This window comes from Rhizobium beringeri, from assembly GCF_004306515.1.
GTDB classification, from domain to species: domain Bacteria; phylum Pseudomonadota; class Alphaproteobacteria; order Rhizobiales; family Rhizobiaceae; genus Rhizobium; species Rhizobium beringeri.
In genome coordinates this window covers 333,876-350,781 of record NZ_SILG01000001.1, presented here as the reverse complement: position 1 = coordinate 350,781, position 16,906 = coordinate 333,876, and the positions used below count along the sequence as shown (strand labels likewise).

General features: G+C 60.7%; 20 protein-coding genes. 7 read left to right on the top strand and 13 right to left on the bottom strand.

Features of this window, described 5'->3' with window-relative positions; all coding sequences use genetic code 11:
* The first annotated feature begins 253 nt into the window (after positions 1–253).
* The gene (locus ELH03_RS01870) at positions 254–2,170 is read left to right on the top strand and encodes an O-linked N-acetylglucosamine transferase, SPINDLY family protein (RefSeq protein ID WP_128401084.1); all 1,917 of its coding nucleotides are present in this window, start codon (positions 254–256) and stop codon (positions 2,168–2,170) included.
* 141 nt (positions 2,171–2,311) lie between these two features.
* On the opposite strand, the gene fliP is transcribed toward ELH03_RS01870, so the two are convergent.
* From fliP to flgF, 13 genes are all read right to left on the bottom strand, one after another.
* On the bottom strand, positions 2,312–3,049 hold the full coding sequence (gene fliP / locus ELH03_RS01865) for a flagellar type III secretion system pore protein FliP (protein ID WP_018244816.1): 738 nt from the start codon (positions 3,047–3,049) through the stop codon (positions 2,312–2,314).
* Entirely contained in the window at positions 3,046–3,552 is a 507-nt protein-coding gene (locus ELH03_RS01860; RefSeq protein ID WP_105004966.1) for a flagellar basal body-associated FliL family protein, read from the bottom strand. Before ELH03_RS01860 ends, fliP begins: the two co-directional genes overlap by 4 nt.
* A 12-nt stretch (positions 3,553–3,564) precedes the next feature.
* Complete coding sequence (gene flgH / locus ELH03_RS01855) at positions 3,565–4,281, bottom strand: flagellar basal body L-ring protein FlgH (RefSeq protein WP_128412828.1); 717 nt, start codon at positions 4,279–4,281, stop codon at positions 3,565–3,567.
* Positions 4,278–4,820: a MotE family protein gene (locus ELH03_RS01850; protein ID WP_128401086.1), complete on the bottom strand. Its 543-nt coding sequence runs from the start codon at positions 4,818–4,820 to the stop codon at positions 4,278–4,280. Before ELH03_RS01850 ends, flgH begins: the two co-directional genes overlap by 4 nt.
* A complete protein-coding gene (locus ELH03_RS01845; protein ID WP_027685986.1) occupies positions 4,817–5,938 on the bottom strand; it encodes a flagellar basal body P-ring protein FlgI in 1,122 nt (373 codons plus the stop codon). Before ELH03_RS01845 ends, ELH03_RS01850 begins: the two co-directional genes overlap by 4 nt.
* Positions 5,935–6,417: a flagellar basal body P-ring formation chaperone FlgA gene (gene flgA, locus ELH03_RS01840; RefSeq protein WP_128401087.1), complete on the bottom strand. Its 483-nt coding sequence runs from the start codon at positions 6,415–6,417 to the stop codon at positions 5,935–5,937. Before flgA ends, ELH03_RS01845 begins: the two co-directional genes overlap by 4 nt.
* Positions 6,418–6,433: 16 nt before the next feature.
* Positions 6,434–7,222, bottom strand: coding sequence for a flagellar basal-body rod protein FlgG (gene flgG, locus ELH03_RS01835; RefSeq protein ID WP_128401088.1), 789 nt, complete (start codon positions 7,220–7,222; stop codon positions 6,434–6,436).
* 19 nt (positions 7,223–7,241) lie between these two features.
* Positions 7,242–7,583: a flagellar hook-basal body complex protein FliE gene (fliE, locus tag ELH03_RS01830; protein WP_128401089.1), complete on the bottom strand. Its 342-nt coding sequence runs from the start codon at positions 7,581–7,583 to the stop codon at positions 7,242–7,244.
* Positions 7,584–7,585: 2 nt separating this feature from the next.
* Positions 7,586–8,002: a flagellar basal body rod protein FlgC gene (gene flgC / locus ELH03_RS01825; protein WP_027685989.1), complete on the bottom strand. Its 417-nt coding sequence runs from the start codon at positions 8,000–8,002 to the stop codon at positions 7,586–7,588.
* A gap of 4 nt (positions 8,003–8,006) precedes the next feature.
* Entirely contained in the window at positions 8,007–8,399 is a 393-nt protein-coding gene (flgB, locus tag ELH03_RS01820; protein WP_018072565.1) for a flagellar basal body rod protein FlgB, read from the bottom strand.
* 179 nt (positions 8,400–8,578) lie between these two features.
* Positions 8,579–9,121, bottom strand: a complete 543-nt coding sequence (locus ELH03_RS01815) for a flagellar protein (RefSeq protein ID WP_128401090.1) — start codon at positions 9,119–9,121, stop codon at positions 8,579–8,581.
* A gap of 2 nt (positions 9,122–9,123) precedes the next feature.
* Positions 9,124–10,521, bottom strand: coding sequence for a flagellar protein export ATPase FliI (gene fliI, locus ELH03_RS01810; protein WP_018244807.1), 1,398 nt, complete (start codon positions 10,519–10,521; stop codon positions 9,124–9,126).
* Between the two features lie 21 nt (positions 10,522–10,542).
* Positions 10,543–11,277, bottom strand: coding sequence for a flagellar basal-body rod protein FlgF (gene flgF / locus ELH03_RS01805; RefSeq protein WP_128401091.1), 735 nt, complete (start codon positions 11,275–11,277; stop codon positions 10,543–10,545).
* Positions 11,278–11,531: 254 nt separating this feature from the next.
* Between flgF and motA the strand changes: the two genes are divergently transcribed.
* The 6 genes from motA (at position 11,532) to ELH03_RS01770 (ending at position 16,839) form a co-directional block, all read left to right on the top strand.
* Entirely contained in the window at positions 11,532–12,404 is an 873-nt protein-coding gene (motA, locus tag ELH03_RS01800) for a flagellar motor stator protein MotA (RefSeq protein ID WP_003556508.1), read from the top strand.
* On the top strand, positions 12,405–13,355 hold the full coding sequence (locus ELH03_RS01795; protein WP_130806643.1) for a FliM/FliN family flagellar motor switch protein: 951 nt from the start codon (positions 12,405–12,407) through the stop codon (positions 13,353–13,355).
* Positions 13,356–13,420: 65 nt separating this feature from the next.
* Positions 13,421–14,008: a flagellar motor switch protein FliN gene (gene fliN / locus ELH03_RS01790; RefSeq protein ID WP_128401093.1), complete on the top strand. Its 588-nt coding sequence runs from the start codon at positions 13,421–13,423 to the stop codon at positions 14,006–14,008.
* Between the two features lie 28 nt (positions 14,009–14,036).
* Positions 14,037–15,077: a flagellar motor switch protein FliG gene (gene fliG, locus ELH03_RS01785; protein ID WP_003545520.1), complete on the top strand. Its 1,041-nt coding sequence runs from the start codon at positions 14,037–14,039 to the stop codon at positions 15,075–15,077.
* Positions 15,078–15,310: 233 nt separating this feature from the next.
* The gene (gene flhB / locus ELH03_RS01775) at positions 15,311–16,390 is read left to right on the top strand and encodes a flagellar biosynthesis protein FlhB (RefSeq protein ID WP_026188625.1); all 1,080 of its coding nucleotides are present in this window, start codon (positions 15,311–15,313) and stop codon (positions 16,388–16,390) included.
* A gap of 5 nt (positions 16,391–16,395) precedes the next feature.
* Entirely contained in the window at positions 16,396–16,839 is a 444-nt protein-coding gene (locus ELH03_RS01770) for a BspJ family T4SS effector nucleomodulin (RefSeq protein ID WP_018072559.1), read from the top strand.
* Positions 16,840–16,906: the final 67 nt, after the last annotated feature.

The following is a 16,906-nucleotide window of genomic DNA, read 5'->3' as shown; positions in this document are numbered from 1 at the left end:
TAGTTAATGCTTGCTGAATATATTCCTTGGCATCCTAATTCTCTTGAAAACCAAGCGTTTTCCCTAGGCAAAAGTCGGCATTTTCCCGCAAAAACAGAGGTTCACCAAGTGCACCGGTTTCAAGCAAGCTTCGAATGCCAATGTGGCAGGCGCCGGGATAGCACCATCGGACCGATCCGCCCGTTTTTGCGGAGGACGGCCTGTCCGTGCCTCGGCGATCGACGCCAGAACATTTCCTTCACGGAGTTGGGTTTTGAACAGCAAAGTTTCGTTCTCTGCGGCATCCAAGGATTACCAGATGGGCCGCTACACACAGTCCTTGGCGACGCTCAACCAGCTCATGGATATTCAGCAGGACGCCAAGACCTATGCGCTGCTGGCCAAGAACCTCGTGCAGCTCGGGTTCAAGGCCGATGCCGCGAAAGCCTATGGCCTGGCCGGCAACTGTGAAGGACCGAATTCCTACGAATACCAGAAGCAGGCGGCCAAGCTGCACTACGAAACCGGCAGCGAGGACGATGCTCTGCTGATCGCCATGCGAAACCTTAGCAAGGCGCAGGAAGACCCGGAACTCGCCTTCATCATCACCGCGATCTATCTGAAGCGGCAGCAGCGCGATATCATCCGCCCGTTCAAGACGGTGCTGTCGCAGAGTGCCAATCCCGATCATATGCGGTTGGCAGCCCTGCTTCTGAGCGACGATCTGAACGACGCAACCAACCAGAGCCTCTCGCGCAACCTCTTCAAGCGGTTTCCAGGCAATCTCGCATTCCGCTTCCTGCATCTGGTTTTCGCCCGCGAATTCAATGAGTTCGAAGAGGCAAGCAAACATCAGGCGGTGATCGATGCCTCACTCGCAAAGGGCGATGTCGAGATCCTACGCAAGGATAACCCGTTCTATCATCTGCACTGGTGCGGCAACGAGGATTTCAACCGATATGCGACGATCGGCACCACCCCCCTCAACCCGGAACGGGTGGCCTTCCGCCGCAACCAGCCGCATAGCTGGTCGGACAAGATCCGGATCGGCTACATGTCATCGGACTTCTGGGATCGCCACGCGACGATGAAGCTCTTGCAGCGCATCCTCGAACTGCACGACAAGGACCGGTTCGAGGTGACGCTCTTCTGCCATACAGGCCCTGAGTACCTCAAGCACAACAATACCGACCGCAGCCGCTGGGGCCGGATCGTCACCGTTCACGGCTTCTCCGACCAGGGGATGCTGGCAGCGGTGCGCGAGCACAATATCGACATCATGGTCGACCTGAAGGGCCATACTTCGGGCAGCCGCGCGTCGGCCTTCAACTTGCCGCTCGCACCGGTGCATGTCGGCTGGCTCGGTTTCCCCGGCAGCACGGTCAATATCGATCTCGACTACGTCATCGGCGACCACTCGGTGCTGCCCGAGGTGGCCAAGCCCTTCTACCATGAGAAATTCTGCCGGCTGCCGGAGAGCTATCAGCCGAACGACCCGATGCATCGCCCGAAGCCACGCCCTGTCACCCGCGAGCAGCTCGGCCTGCCGGAAGACGCCTTCATCTTCGCGTCCTTCAACGGCAACCGCAAGATCACGCCGGAGACGATCGACAGCTGGTGCCGCATTCTCAAGCGCGCGCCGAACAGCGTGCTCTGGCTGATGGCGAACACGCCGCGCAACCAGGCGAACCTCTTGAAGCAATTCCAGGCGGCGGGGATCTCCGCCAAGCGGATCATCTTCTGCCCGCGCGCGCCCTACGAAGAGCACATCGACCGTCAGCAGGCGGCCGACATCGGCATCGATACCTTCCCCGTCAACGGCCACACGACCACCTCGGAGCAGCTCTGGGGCGGCCTGCCGGTCCTGACCGTCAAGGGCACCAACTTCGCCTCACGCGTCAGCGAGAGCCTGCTCAGGGCCATCGACTTGCCCGAACTCGTTGCAGCCGACCTGCAGGCCTATGAGGATCTTGCCGTCGAACTGGCGCAGAACCCGGCGCGGATTGCCGAATACAAGGCGCATCTCAAGGAGAAGCGCTATATCGCGCCGCTCTTCGATGCCGAACGGTTCTGCGACCATCTGGAGCAGGCCTATGAAATCATGGCCGCGCGTGCCAAGCAGGGTCTTGCACCCGATCACATGGACATTCCGGCGCTGCCGCCGCGCACGGCGCCGTTCGCGGCCGAGTGAGGCTTTCGATCCGCACTACGTTGCGCGTCGGTTCAGACGCGCAACGGGCGCTGCAGCACTTTGAATGGCTGCAAAATTAGAAACCCGCCGGAGCGATCCGGCGGGTTTTCTCATTGGCGAATATCAAGCAGCGGCAGCCGGTCAGCTGAACGAGCGCACCAGGCTGCCGACGAGCAGGTTCCAACCGTCGATCAACACGAAGAAGAGAATCTTGAAAGGCAGCGAGATCGAGGTCGGCGGCAGCATCATCATGCCCATCGCCATGGTGATGGTGGCGACGATGAGGTCGATGACGAGGAAGGGCAGCACGACGAGGAAGCCGATCTCGAAGCCGCGGCGAATCTCGGAAATCATGAAGGCCGGGATCAGCACGCGGTAGTCGATCGGATTGGTCGTCTGGATATTCTGTCCGCGTTCGCGCGCCAGATCGACGAAGAGCGCCAGATCCTTGTCGCGGGTATTGGCCGCCATGAAGGTGCGGAAGGGTTCGGCGATACGCTGGACCGCCTCGGTCTCGTTGATCTGATTGGCAAGCAGCGGCTGCACACCGTTCTGCCAGGCCTGATCAAAGGTCGGCGACATGACATAAAAGGTCATGAACAGCGATAGCGACAAAAGGATCATGTTGGAAGGCGTCGAGGAGAGGCCCATCCCTGAGCGCAGGATCGAGAAGGCGATGATGAAGCGCGGAAAGCTCGTCACCATGATCAGGATGCCAGGCGCGACCGAAAGAATGGTCAGCAGGCCGAATGTGCGAATGATCCAGGCGGCGACAGAGCCATCGACCGGGACGTTCAACAAGTCAGTCGGCAGCTGCTGTGCCACCGCCAGTTCCGGTACCGCCATCATGGCGGCAAGGAAAACTATGAGACGAATCATTCGATGACAAATGTCCTGAACATGACCTTCGATACCCGCCCTTGCGAGCGAAGGTCAACACGTTCCTGTATGTCATCCTTGAGATATTGAAAGCCGCGCGGCCCCTCGATCTGCTGAAGGGAAACGGTTCTGATATAGGCGAGGATATCCTGGTGAATATCCTCGGAAACCTTGACATCCGGCGGCCCGTTGAACAGCAGCGCGACTTCGAGTCGCACCCAGTTTTCCGAGGGGTAGGCGAGGTTCGAGGTGATCGGCTCGAGCTGGACGACGTTGTTGGCCTCGGTCGAGATGCGCGCCAGACCTTCCTCGGCCTTCTTCTTGGCCTCGGCATCCTTTGCCTGCTCGACCTCCTTGGCACCCTTGATGTTGGGCGCGACGATCGTGCCGACCGCCCAGCCGCCGCCGGCGCCGAGCAGGGTCAGGACGGCGATGCCGATGATCGTCATCAGCGAGCCGGATTTCTTGTTCGGTTGACCTGCGCTTGCGTCTGGCTCTGCCATCGTCGTTCAGCCTCAAAGCGGCGAGAAAAGATCGACGGCCTGCTGGCCGCGCGGAGGCTGCTGCACTTCCATCAAGCGGCCGCGGCCACCGTAGGAGATGCGGGCTTCGGCGATCTTGTCGTAGGAGATCTGGTTTTCGGCATTGACGTCCTGCGGACGAACGATACCAGCAACGTTCAGGATGCGCAGTTCCTGGTTCAGGCGGACTTCCTGCGAGCCGGATATGACGAGGTTGCCGTTTTCGAGAATGCCGGTGACGACGGCGGCGACCAGAAGGGTGAGCTTGTCGGTGCGCTCGATCTTGCCCTTGCCGTCGGTGCTGGTGTCGGAACCATAGGTCAGGTCGGTCTTGGACTCGGGCGTCCAGCCGAAGATCTGGGCGTTGACGTCCCAGTTCATGCCGCTCGAATTCTTGCGGCTGCGGTTGGTCTCGTTGTCGAAGGAGCCCTTGTCGTTGATCTGGATGTCGACGGTCAGGATGTCGCCGACGTTGAGCGCGCGCGCATCCTTGAAGAGAGCGGCCTGCGAATCGCTCCACAGCGAGTAGCCCTGCGCCACGGCGCGCGGCTGCTTCGGATAAAGCGCCATCTGTGGCGTCTGGCCGTAGGCGAGGCCGCTGCCGATCGGGCTCATGGCGGGCGCGCGGCCGATCTCGCTGACCGCTGTCGGAGACTGGCAACCTGCAAGGAGTGCGAGGGTGGCGATCGCGGCCGGGAAACGCATATTCATGAAGGATCCTTCGACGTATTGGGATCGGACGCACTGGCAATGACGCTGGCGATGGCAGCGGCCTTCTGCGGGTCCATCTCGTTGAGGATGAGGCTCGATTGCCGCGGGCCGAGCCGCATGATCACGGCGGAGGCCACCTCGATCTTCATGTCCTGCAACTGGAGTGCGGCCGCATCCGGCTTCATCTTCTTGTAGATCTCGGTGAGGCCGGCTTCCGCCTGCTTCAGGAAATCGTCGCGCCGCTTCAGCCAGTCCTGATATTCGGCCTTGCGCTTGTCCATCTCCGCCATGCGGGCGTCGATGTCGGCGCGAAGCTTTTCCAGTTCCTGCTTCTGCAGGAGATAACGCTGGTCGCGGGCGGGCTCGGCAATGTTGGTACAGAACTGCTTGATCTCGTCCTGGGACGTGATGTCGCCGGCCGGCGCATGTTCCTGCGCGAAGGCGCCGGGGATCGACAGAAGGACGAGGCCCGCGGCCGGCAGCGCCAGCCGGCGCAGCAATTGCAGGACCGTCATGTCAAGGTTGATGATCTTGATCATTGCAGCACGAGCTCCGCCTGCAGGGCGCCTGCCGATTTGATGCCCTGGAGAATGGCGATAATACCATCCGGTTTCACGCCGATGTTGTTGAGGCCGGCGACGAGGGTCCGGAGGTCGGGGCCGTCGATGATCGCGACGCGCCCGCCGGTCTGCTCCGCGGCGATATCGGTCTGCGGCTGGACGGCGGTTACGCCGCGCGAGAAGGGTTCGGGCTGGATGATCTGCGGCGTCTCGGTGACCTGAACCGTCAGGGTGCCGTAGCTGACGGCGACCGGCGAGACGCGGACGTCCGAGCCGATGACAATCGTCCCGGTGCGTTCGTTGATGACCACCTTGGCCGGCGTATCGGTCTCGACGATGAGATTTTCGATATCGGCCATCAGCCGGGTGAGATCGGCTGTGCGCGGCTTCTGGATCACGACTTCCTGCGAATCCTTGGCTTCGGCAACCGGGCCGCCGAAGCGCGCCGAGGCATAACCGTTGACGATGTCGGCGATACGGATCGCCGTCGAGAAGTCGGGGTTGCGCAGTTGCAGGACGAGATTGACAGAATCCTTGAAACGGGACGGCAGTTCGCGCTCGATGATCGCGCCGCCGGGCACGCGGCCGGCGGTGGTGACGCCTTCGGTGACGGTCGCCGCCTGGCCCTGCGCCTGAAAACCGGAAACGATGGCGGCACCCTGCGCGACGGCATAGATCTGGCCGTCGGCGCCGGAAAGCGAGGTCATGACGAGCGTGCCGCCGCGCAGCGACGTCGCATCGCCGAGCGAGCTCACCGTCACGTCGATACGGCTGCCGGGGCTTGCGAAAGGGGGTAGGTTGGCGGTCACCATCACGGCCGCCGTGTTCTTGGCGTTGGACTGGCCGCCCTGCGTCGAGATGCCGAGATTCTGCAGCATCGCGCGCATCGACTGCTCGGTGAAGGGCGAGGACCGGAAGCCGTCGCCGGTCCCCTGGAGGCCGACGATGAGGCCATAACCGATCAGCTGGTTATCGCGGCCGGCCTGAAGGGAGGCGATGTCCTTGATGCGGGAGGTCAGCGCCCAGGCGGGCGCGACATCAGCCAAACTCATGGCGAGAACCGCGACAAGAGTAACGAAACGGAAGAACAATTTCATTTTGCCCTCACATGGACCGTGCCGTCCGCAAGCACCGTGCCGCTGACGATGACGCCGGAATCCATATTACGTGCGCGCACGACCTGCCCCGTCGAACCGTCTTCGAGCGGCGTGCCGGCAGCCGAGATCGTCATCGCGCCGAGCGAGAAGACCAGGCGGATCGAAGAGCCACGGGTCACCGTATAGGCCTCGCGCAGGGCCGAAACCGAGATGGTGCGGCCTGGCAACAGCGTGCGCTTGGAAACCATGCCTTCGACCTGCGAAAGGGATTTGGCATAGTCGCCGGCGAGGTTGGGGTTGGTGACCTCGACCTCCTGAAGCTGGCTGGCCGACAAAGTGTCGCCGGGGTAGATGATCGTGGTCGGGACGACGGCATAACCCATGCCGGCATCCGCGTTCGCGGGCAAAACAATGCCTGCGACTGCGATCGTGGCTGCCGCCACCCATCCTGAGATGTGTCCTGCCCGGCAAAACATCATGTTTCGGCCCTTCCCTTTACTTCAGGTTCTTGCTGACGATGGAGGCCATTTCATCAGCGGTGGTGATCACCTTGGAATTCATTTCGTAAGCGCGCTGGGCCGAGATCAGCTCGGTGATTTCCTTCACCGGGTCGACGTTCGACGATTCCAGATAACCCTGCTTCATGTAAGCGAAGCCTTCCTCATCGGGATTGCCGATGACCGCTTCGCCGGAGGCTGCAGTTTCCTGGAAGAGATTGTCGCCGAGCGGCTGAAGGCCCGCCTCGTTGACGAAGTCGGCAAGCGTCAACTGGCCGAGCACGGTCGCATCCGTCGCACCCGGCAGCTTGGCCGAAACCTGGCCGGAGCGGCTGATCGTCAGTTCGGTCGAGCCCGTTGGAATGGTGATGCCGGGAACGACCTCGTAGCCGTCGATGGTGACGAGCTGGCCCTGGTCGTTCTTGTTGAAGGCGCCGGCGCGGGTGTAAAGCGTCGTGCCGTCGGTCGACTGGATCTGGAAGAAACCCTTGCCGATCAGCGCCACGTCGAGATCGTTGCCGGTCTGGGTCAGTTCGCCCTGGAGATGCAGGTTGCGGACCGCCGAGGTCTGGACGCCGAGGCCGATATTGGCACCTTCCGGAACGACGGCCTGGTTGGCGCGGTTGGCGACACCCTTGGCACGTTCGGTCTGGTAGAGAAGATCCGAGAATTCGGCGCGAGCGCGCTTGAAACCCGTCGTATTGATGTTCGCGATGTTGTTCGCGATGACTTCCAGATTGGTCTGCTGGGCATCCATGCCCGTTGCTGCGATGGCGAGCGCTCTCATGTGTTCGTCCTCAAATCAGTTACATCTGCATCTTGGTGACTTCGAGAAAGGCCGAGACGACCTTGTCGCGGATGGCAATCGCGGTCTGCAGCGTCTGCTCGGCCTGGAGCATGGAATCGACGACTTCACGTGTCGTCGCCGTGCCCTTGATACCGGCAAAGGACATGCTTTCCGCACCCTTCAGGCTGCTGACCGCGTCGCTCGCCATGTTGCCCATGACCGAGGCGAAGCTCATGCCATTGGCCGCACCGGCGGCGCCCGGCGTGGTGGCGGCAGACGACGAGGCGGAATTTTCGGTGTCGACGGCGCCGAGCGCACGGGTCATCGAAAGGTTGCTGACATTCTGGACGCTGCTGATCATGATTATTGGCTCTTCAGGAGATCGATCGTGGAGGAGATGAGATCGCGAGTCTGTTTGATGGTCTGCAGATTGGCGTCATACGAGCGGTTGGCTTCGCGCATGTCGGCCATCTCGACCAGGATGTTGACGTTCGGCAGTTTGACGACGCCCTTCTGGTCCGCAGCCGGGTTGCTGGGATCGAATTCAGTGCTGAAGTCGCCTTCGTCGACGCCGACCTTCTTGACGCCGACCGTCTCGACGCCGCTGGCGCGATCCATCTGCTGGCCGAAGGTAATCGTCTTGCGCCGATAGGGCTCGGCGCCGGGCGTGTCGCCGGTCGAGCGGGCGTTGGCAATGTTTTCCGAGACGATGCGCAGGCGCGTTGACTGCGCTTCGAGCCCGGAGCCGGCGATTTTCATTGCTGCTGAAAGCGGATCCATGATTTTACCTTCTGACGGTCATCAACATCATGCGGTTGAAGGAACTGACCAGCGAGGTGTTCAGATCGTACTGACGTTTGATATCGCCCGACTTGGAAAGTTCCTCGGCCAAACCGACCGTATTGCCGGATTCCTGGACGCCGATTTCCTGGTCGAGTGCAGCCTCCTTGACGTCGATATCGCCGCTGTTGCTGAAATCGTTACCGCTGAGATGCGCCGGATTGGTGCGCGCCATGGCGATGTCGGACTTGTCGAGCACAGCGTCAAAGGGCGTGACGTCCTTGGCGTGGAACTTCGGGGTATTGGCATTCGCGATATTGCCGGCAACAACCTGCTGACGAATCGTCAGCCATTCCGCCTGTCGCGAAGCCAAGTCGAAAAGTTGGATTGGTTGCATGAAACTCTCCGTTTTTACTGTCCCGAACCTAGTGCGGTAATCTTGCGTGGGACTTACGGGAATTCAGGCTTCGAGAGGCTTTTGTGCGAACGCCACCGCTATCAAAAGAAAGGGGCAAAAGAACAGGGGCTCCGGCCGGTTCGCAGCGGAGCCCCTGTTGCCTGGGTTTGCGGACAGGTTCAGTTGTTCTGGTAGGTCTCGCCCTTGGAGGTGACGATCACCCATTTGCCGTCGCGCTGCTCAAGTGTCGCAAGGCGGCTTTCATCAGGCAGGATCGAGCCGATGCGCACCACATACATGCCGGAGGTATCCTCGATCAGCGCCCGGCCGTTGGAAACATGCAGCAGGCGGAAGGATGATTTGCCGGGGAAGGGCTGATCCTCCAATATGGGGCCGCCATCGCGCTCCTTGCCGAGATCGGACACCGTTGCGGTGGTCAGCGGATCGATCGGCGGGGCCTTTTTGTCCCCCTCGTTCTTGTTGACCATGGCAAGCGGCGAGACGCTGAAGACGTTGCGCGCCGGCCAATCCGGCAATTCGCGCGAATTGCTGCTGGTGGCAACGTTAATGCCGAACTTGTCCGCGTTGAAGAACACATACCAGGGGAAGAAAGCGGAGGCGCCGGCAAGCGCCAGGCCGGTGAAGGTCAGCAGCCGATCCAGGATGACGGTTTTCCTGCGCTGCTTCAGGGAAGCGATGCGTTCGTCGTCGAATTCAGTCACGTCTATCTCCTCTGGATGGGTCCGCCCTGATTGCCCATGCCGGCTGCAGCCTTGAGCGCGCCGGCGAGATCGGCAAAGGCATCGGGCGAGTCGCGATCGCCCGGAGACTGTTTCAGGACGTCGTAAATGATCGGCACCTGCTTGACCGCCATGTCGAGATCGGGATCTGCACCCTGGCGGTAACCGCCGATCAGGCGCAGGTCGCGCGTCTCCTCGAAGCGGTGAATCAGCACCTTCAGCCGCGACACCAGCTTTTCCTGGTCCGGCGTCCAGGCCTTGCGGGCAAGACGCGAGATCGAGGCGAGCGGATCGATCGGAGGATATCGCCCTTCTTCGGCGAGACTGCGCTGCAGGACGATATGACCGTCGAGGATGCCGCGCGTCGAATCGGCAATCGGGTCGTTGTGATTGTCGCCGTCGACGAGGATCGAGATGATCGCCGTGATGGTTCCGGCGCCCTCGGGGCCGGGACCGGCGCGTTCCAGCAGGCGTGGCAGCTCCGTGAAGACGGAAGCGGGATAGCCGCGCGCGATCGGCGGCTCGCCGGAGGCGGTCGCCACCTCGCGGATCGCATGGGCAAAACGCGTGACGCTGTCGACGATAAAGAGGACGTTCTCGCCCTTGTCGCGGAAATGTTCGGCGATGGTGACGGCCGTCAGCGGCGCCATCTTGCGAAGCATCGGGCTCTCGTCGCTGGTTGCGACGACGGCGATCGCCTTCCTCATGTTGCTGCCGAGCGTATCCTCGATGAATTCGCGCACCTCGCGGCCGCGTTCGCCGACGAGCGCAATGACAACCTTGTCGAAAGCATCGGCGCGGGCGAGCATGGACAGAAGCGTCGACTTGCCAACACCGGAGCCGGCAAAGATGCCGAGGCGCTGCCCCAGGCAGAGCGGCGAGAAGATGTCGATCGCGCGCACGCCGGTCTTGAAGCCGGTCTCGACACGCTTGCGGGTCATCGAGGGCGGGGCGGTATTGGAGATCGAGCGGCGATCGAGCCCCTCGGTGACCGGACCCAGCCCGTCGATCGGCTCGCCGAGCGAGTTGACAGTGCGCCCACACCAGCTGTCAGACGGTGAAATGCGGAAGGCGCCCTTGCGGATGACGGTATCGTGGATGCCGATCGGCTCGCCGGGTTCGATCGGGCAGACATAGATCAGTTCCGGCTCGACGCGCACGACTTCGCCCAGATGGATGCCGGTCGCGGATTTATGGGCGACGAACTCGCCGAGACGAACATGGCGGGAGAGACCATGAACCGTGTAGTGGCCGGCGGCGATGGTCTGCACGCGACCGCCATGGGCAACCGCGAACTCCGGCGATGCGTATCGGTCGACGAGGCCCGCCAGATGCGCCAGCTTCGGGGAAAGGCCGTCCTCAGACAGTAGCGTGGTGCTCATGCTTTAACTTTCAACTTTCGCCTAGCGGCTGCCCCCAAGTGTCTGGACGGCTTCCTTGAAGGAATCTTCGCTGTCGCGCATCAGTGACGAGACACTTTCGAAGGCGCGGTTGACTTCGATCAGCTGGGTGATCTCGCGCATGGCGTTGACGTTGGAGTTTTCGAGATAACCCTGCTCGACACCGACATTGAAGCGGTCGACGACGGCGCGCGGCTGGTCGGTGGTCATGATACCGCTGTTTTCGTAGCGCAAGTAACCCTTGCTGATATCGGCCTCGAACAAACCGAGCGAAGCGACCTGGCGGTCGGCCTGATAGATGATGCCGTCGGTGCCGACGGCGGGCTCGCCGCCTTTGGTGTTGAGCTGGATGGGCGCGCCGCCGGCGTCGAGAACGGGATATCCCCTGATCGAGACGAGTTCGCCGGTATCCTTGATCGTGAAGCGGCCGTCCCTCGTCAGGACGCGGCCGGCCGGCGTATCGAGCGCAAACCAGGCATCACCCTTGATGGCGAAATCGAGCATGTTGCCGGTATGCTGCAGTTCGCCGTTTCCCTCGTTCAGATAGTCGTTGCCCTGGGAAACGAAGGCGACCTTGGTGTTCAGCTTGTTCTTGGTACTCGCCACCATCTCATCGAACTTCACTTCGGTAGCGCGAAAACCGGTCGTATTCACGTTCGCCATGTTGTCTGCGATGGTGTTCAGACGCTTTTCGAGGGCCATCTGCGACGACAGAGAAACATAAAGACCGGATTGCATGTCGGTAAGCTCCAAGCATTGGCGATGAACGGGACGAAAAGCCGGGCGTCGTCTCATGTGGTTCGGCCGGGATTTCGCTGAGGCGGCATCTCAGAAACGGGCGCGGGCACCCATTCGTCTCCTTTAGACTGACGGCAGATGCTTGCGCGAAGCTGGCACGCGGAAATGCCTCGCGATCGGGCCTTTCATCAGCCTCACGCAAGGCAGAAACCCTATCCGTCTCAAAGAAAAGCAACGTTCAGATTGGGCTGACGATGAATATCATTATCGGATTTATAGTGACTTGCGGCTGTATCGTCGGCAGCTTCATGGCGATGGGCGGCGAAGTGGACGCGCTCTTCCAGCCCTTCGAATTCCTCATCATCGGCGGCGCCGGCCTCGGCAGCTTCATCATGGCGAACCCGATGAAGGTGGTGAAGGACTCCGGCAAGGCGCTCAGCGAAGCCTTCAGGCACGCCGTGCCGAAGGAACGCAATTATCTCGATACGCTCGGCGTGCTCTATTCGCTGATGCGCGACCTGCGCACCAAGTCGCGAAACGAAATCGAAGCCCATATCGACAATCCGGCCGAATCGACGATCTTCCAGTCGGCTCCGACGGTTCTGAAGAACAAGGAACTGACGGCGTTCATCTGCGACTACGTCCGCCTGATCATCATCGGCAACGCTCGCAGCCACGAGATCGAGGCGCTGATGGACGAAGAGCTCAACACCATCATGCACGACAAGATGAAGCCCTATCACTCGATCCAGATCATGAGCGATTCCTTCCCGGCGATCGGCATCGTCGCGGCCGTTCTCGGCGTCATCAAGGCGATGGCCCACATCAACGATTCGCCTGAGGTGCTCGGCCACCTGATCGGCTCGGCGCTCGTCGGCACCTTCCTCGGTATTCTCTTGTCTTACTGCGTCTGCTCGCCGCTGGTCTCCCAGATCAAGGTCGTGCGCAACAAGCAGCACCGCCTCTACGTCATCGTCAAGCAGACGCTGCTTGCCTATATGAACGGCTCGGTACCGCAGGTCGCTCTCGAATACGGTCGCAAGACGATCTCGGCTTACGAGCGTCCGTCCATCGATGCGGTCGAGCAGGAAATGATGAACCCAGGTGGCGAAAACAAGGCGGCTTAAATGACTATGAGCAATGCTTCGCACGACAAACCGGCAATGGATCCTGCCCTCCTCGCCAAGCTGACAGGCGGGCTTGGCGACCGAGGCAGGGTCGCCAAGATCTGCAGCTCCTTCGGGGAAATCTACAGCGAATTCTTTCCCGACGTCATCAAAAGCGAGACTGGCCTCGATGTGACGGTCAACTATCTCGGCTGCGAGATCGGCTACAAGAACCACCTCATCGAAGACCTGAGCGCGAACGTCACACTCGTTGACGCGACGCTGCGCAACTGGTCGCAGAACATTACGCTTGCATGCGGCAACGGCTTCGTCATCACGCTGATGGAGCATCTGCTCGGAGCCACCGCCGATACGATCGAGGAACCAGCCAACCGGCTGCTTTCGATCATCGAGCTCGATCTGGCGGTCATGGTCTTCGACAAGATCGCCAAGGTGCTGCGCTCGGCCGTCAACGCGGCGGGCGGTTTCGAACCGAGCCTTTCGGCCCCGCACGCCCATGACATGCGCGCCCGGCCGCAGGAGGATCGTCCGGATGAATTCGCGGCCGCCATCAACATGTCGATCACGCTTGCCGGCATCATTTCGGAATTTTCGTTGATCGTTCCGCAGACGGCACTGCTCAAGACCAAGGTGACGCCGCCGAAGCCGAAACGCCAGGCCAGCAGCAACTCAGCGGAATGGACCGAGCAGCTCGGCGACCAGGTCCGCCGCTCACATGTCACGCTCGAGGCCAAGATCAGGCTGCAGGACCTGACGCTGCGCACGATATCGAAGCTGATGGTCGGCGACGTCATTCCGTTCCGCGACCACGGCGACGTGCGTGTCGAGGTCAGCGCCAACAGCAAGGAATTGTATGTGTGCGAGTTCGGGCGTTCGGGCGAAAACTACATGGTCCGCGTCAAGGATACGATGAACTCGGATGATGAACTCATCCGTCATTTAATGAATTAATCGGTTCTCTGGCTTTTGGGCTGCAAAGGCAGTTTGAGGCAAGTTTCAACTGGAATAGTGATTTCATGGCTACGAAGAAAACACAGCAGAACAGCGACCTCTCCCTGGATCTTCCGGGCAGCGAAGCGGATCTTGACCAGGCGATCGACGATCTGCGCGGCGTGCTGAAGCAGGATGCCGATGGCGACCTGTCGCAGTTTGGCGACGACCTGCAGAGCGACCCCTTCGCAGCAGGAACGGACCTGGCGGCCTTTGGCGGCGAGACTTCGGAAACCTCCTTTGGCAGCGACGATTTCGGCGGCGACTTCGGCGGCGGCGATGCCAGCCCGGCTGCCGGCATGGATTTCGGCAGCAGTTCCTCCTTCGAGGCGTCGCCGGCCCCGCTCGGCAGCGCTTTGAATTCCAACTTCGACCTGATCATGGACATCCCGATCGACGTCCAGATCATGCTCGGCACCAGCCGCATGCAGGTCTCCGGCCTGATGAACCTCAATGAAGGGGCGACGATCGCCCTCGACAAGAAGATCGGCGAGCCGGTCGAGATCATGGTGAATGGCCGCAGGATTGCCCGCGGCGAAATTACGGTGCTTGATAACGACGACACGCGATTCGGTGTGAAACTGATAGAAGTTTTGAGTACGAAAAAAGCCTGATCCCTGTGTGGGACGGAGAGGTTAGACCATGATGGACTTTGACGATTTCGGCGGCGCGCTAGCCGGGAAACCGTTGACCCAGGCTGAAAAGGCGGCGGCTGTTCTTCTCGCTATGGGAAAGGGAGTCGCCGGCCGGCTGTTGAAGTATTTCACCCAGGCCGAACTGCAGACCATTATCTCATCCGCCCAGTCGCTGCGCGCCATTCCGCCGGATGAGCTGCTGTTGCTCGTCTCCGAGTTCGAAGACCTCTTCACCGAGGGCGCCGGACTGATGGACAATGCCAAGGCGATCGAGGCCATTCTGGAAGAAGGCCTGACACCCGACGAGGTCGACAGCCTGCTCGGCCGCCGCACCGCATTCCAGGCCTACGAAACCTCGATCTGGGATCGCCTCAGCGAGGCGGAGCCGACATTCGTCGCACAGTTCCTGCTGCGCGAACATCCGCAGACCGTCGCCTATATTCTTTCGATGATGCCCTCCTCCTTCGGCGCCAAGGTGCTGCTGCAGCTTCCCGACAACCGCCGCGCCGACATCATGAACAGAACGGTCAACATGAAAGCCGTCAGCCCGAAGGCTGCGCAGATCATCGAAAACCAGGTCATGACGCTGCTTGCCGAGGTCGAGGCAGAGCGCAATGCAGCTGGCTCGACGAAGGTCGCCGATCTCATGAACGAGCTCGACAAGCCGCAGGTCGACACGCTGCTCAGCTCGCTCGAATCGATCAGCCGCGAGTCGGTCAACAAGGTTCGCCCGAAGATCTTCCTGTTCGAGGACCTCATGTACATGCCGCAGCGCAGCCGCGTCATGCTGCTCAACGACATCTCGACGGATGTGCTCACCGTCGCGCTGCGCGGGTCGCCCCCGGAGATCCGCGAATCGGTTCTCTCCGCCATCAGCCCACGCCAGCGCCGCATGATCGAATCGGATCTGCAGAGCGGCATGGGCGGCGTCAATCCGCGCGAGATCGCGATTGCCCGCCGCGCCGTGGCACAGGAAGCGATTCGCCTGGCCAATTCCGGCCAGATCGAGCTCAAGGAAAAGGAAGGCGACGCTTCGGCGGCCGCCTAACACGTCGAGACTGTTGACAAATCCGGCATGCCGAAAGGCGGCTGTTGATCGCCATGCCACAGGCGACTACCCTTCCAGCCATAGACCGCGCTCTAAAGCGCGTCGCACAGAACTCAGTTCCTGCGACGCACTTTAGATCTTTGTTCTGATGCATGTCGTTATCCCAAAACCGCTGCACAGTTTTGGGCGATATGCATTAGCTGCGGCCTATTTTTTTGACGGAGGGCCGCGACTTGGCAGACGATGACAAGGACAGCAAAACAGAAGCCCCAACCGCGAAAAAGCAAAGCGATGCCGCGGAAAAGGGCAACGTGCCGTCTTCGCGCGAACTTTCGATCTTTGCGACGATCCTCGCGACCTTTATTTATCTCGTATTCTTCCTTCCCGACAGCGTCGGCCGCATGAGTGAAACGCTGCGCGACATCTTCGAACAGCCCGATCAATGGAAGATCGAGACGGGGCCGGATGTGCTGGCGCTGTTCGGGCGGCTCGGCTGGGCAAGTGCCGCGCTGGTGGCGCCTGCCTTCATCCTGTTTATGGTGTTCGGCATCGCCTCCTCCGTCTTCCAGAATCTGCCGACACTGGTGCTTGAACGCATCCGCCCGCAGGCCTCGCGTATCTCGCCGATCAAAGGCTGGTCACGGCTGTTCAGCGTGCCCGGCCTGGTCGAATTCGGAAAATCGCTGTTCAAGGTCGTCGTCGTCGGGGTGATCCTGTTCTTCGTGCTCAGGAGCGAATATTTCGGCTCGATCGACGCGATGTTCTCCGATCCGCAGACGATTCTCGTGCGAATGATGGCAGCGATGCGCAAGATCATCATCGTCATGCTGATCGCCACCGCGATCGTGGCAATCGCCGATCTTTTCTGGACGCGCCATCACTGGTTCACCGAGCTGAAGATGACACGGCACGAGGTGAAGGAAGAAAACAAGCAGGCGCAGGGCGACCCCTTCGTCAAGAGCCGGCAGCGCTCGCTGATGCGCGACCGCGCGCGCCGGCGCATGATCGCCAACGTGCACCGCGCGACGCTGGTGATTGCAAACCCGACGCACTATGCGGTGGCGCTGCGTTACGCGCGTGAAGAGAACGATGCGCCGGTGGTGCTGGCCAAGGGTCAAGACCTTATTGCGCTCAAAATCAGGGAGATTGCCGAGCAGAACGGCATACCGGTGTTCGAGGATCCGCCGCTTGCGCGCTCCATGTTTGCGCAAGTCTCGATCGATAGTGTCATCCCGTCAGTCTTCTATAAGGCGGTTGCGGAGCTCATCCACCGGGTCTACGCCGCAGACGCCAAGAACAAACGGGTCAGATAAGCCGAATGAAAAAATGCCCCCACTCTACCCAGCGTGAAAAGATCCTCGCAGACGCGATCAGCCCGGTCGCCACTGAACTGCGCCTTCTGGATGCTTCTGACCTTATTTCACTGCTGCGCTTCGAGTATTACGGCAATCTTTCCGATCTCGTCGCTTCGGCAGCGGAGCTTTTCTTTCATCCGGGCACGGTGAATTTCGGCCTGGGCGGCAATTATACGCTGGAGTGGGGCGGCAAGCCCGAAGTCGTTCTCGACCTGGAAATCAAGCCGCGCGGCGTCACCGTCTACGCGCAACTCACCCTTGCCGAAGATCACGCCGGCATCGAGATCAATCATATCGCTTTCCAGGATCCGTCAGCCGATCCTGACGAGAACACCATCTTCCTCAAAAAGAGCCTTCGGGAAGCGCGTTACAGCGTCAACCAGCCGCCTCAGGCGCTGGCCGGCTAACGTCTTTCACGACAACCGAGCTTTCACATTCGCCTTGGACAACAATTCAAAGCGTTACAGCGTCGCT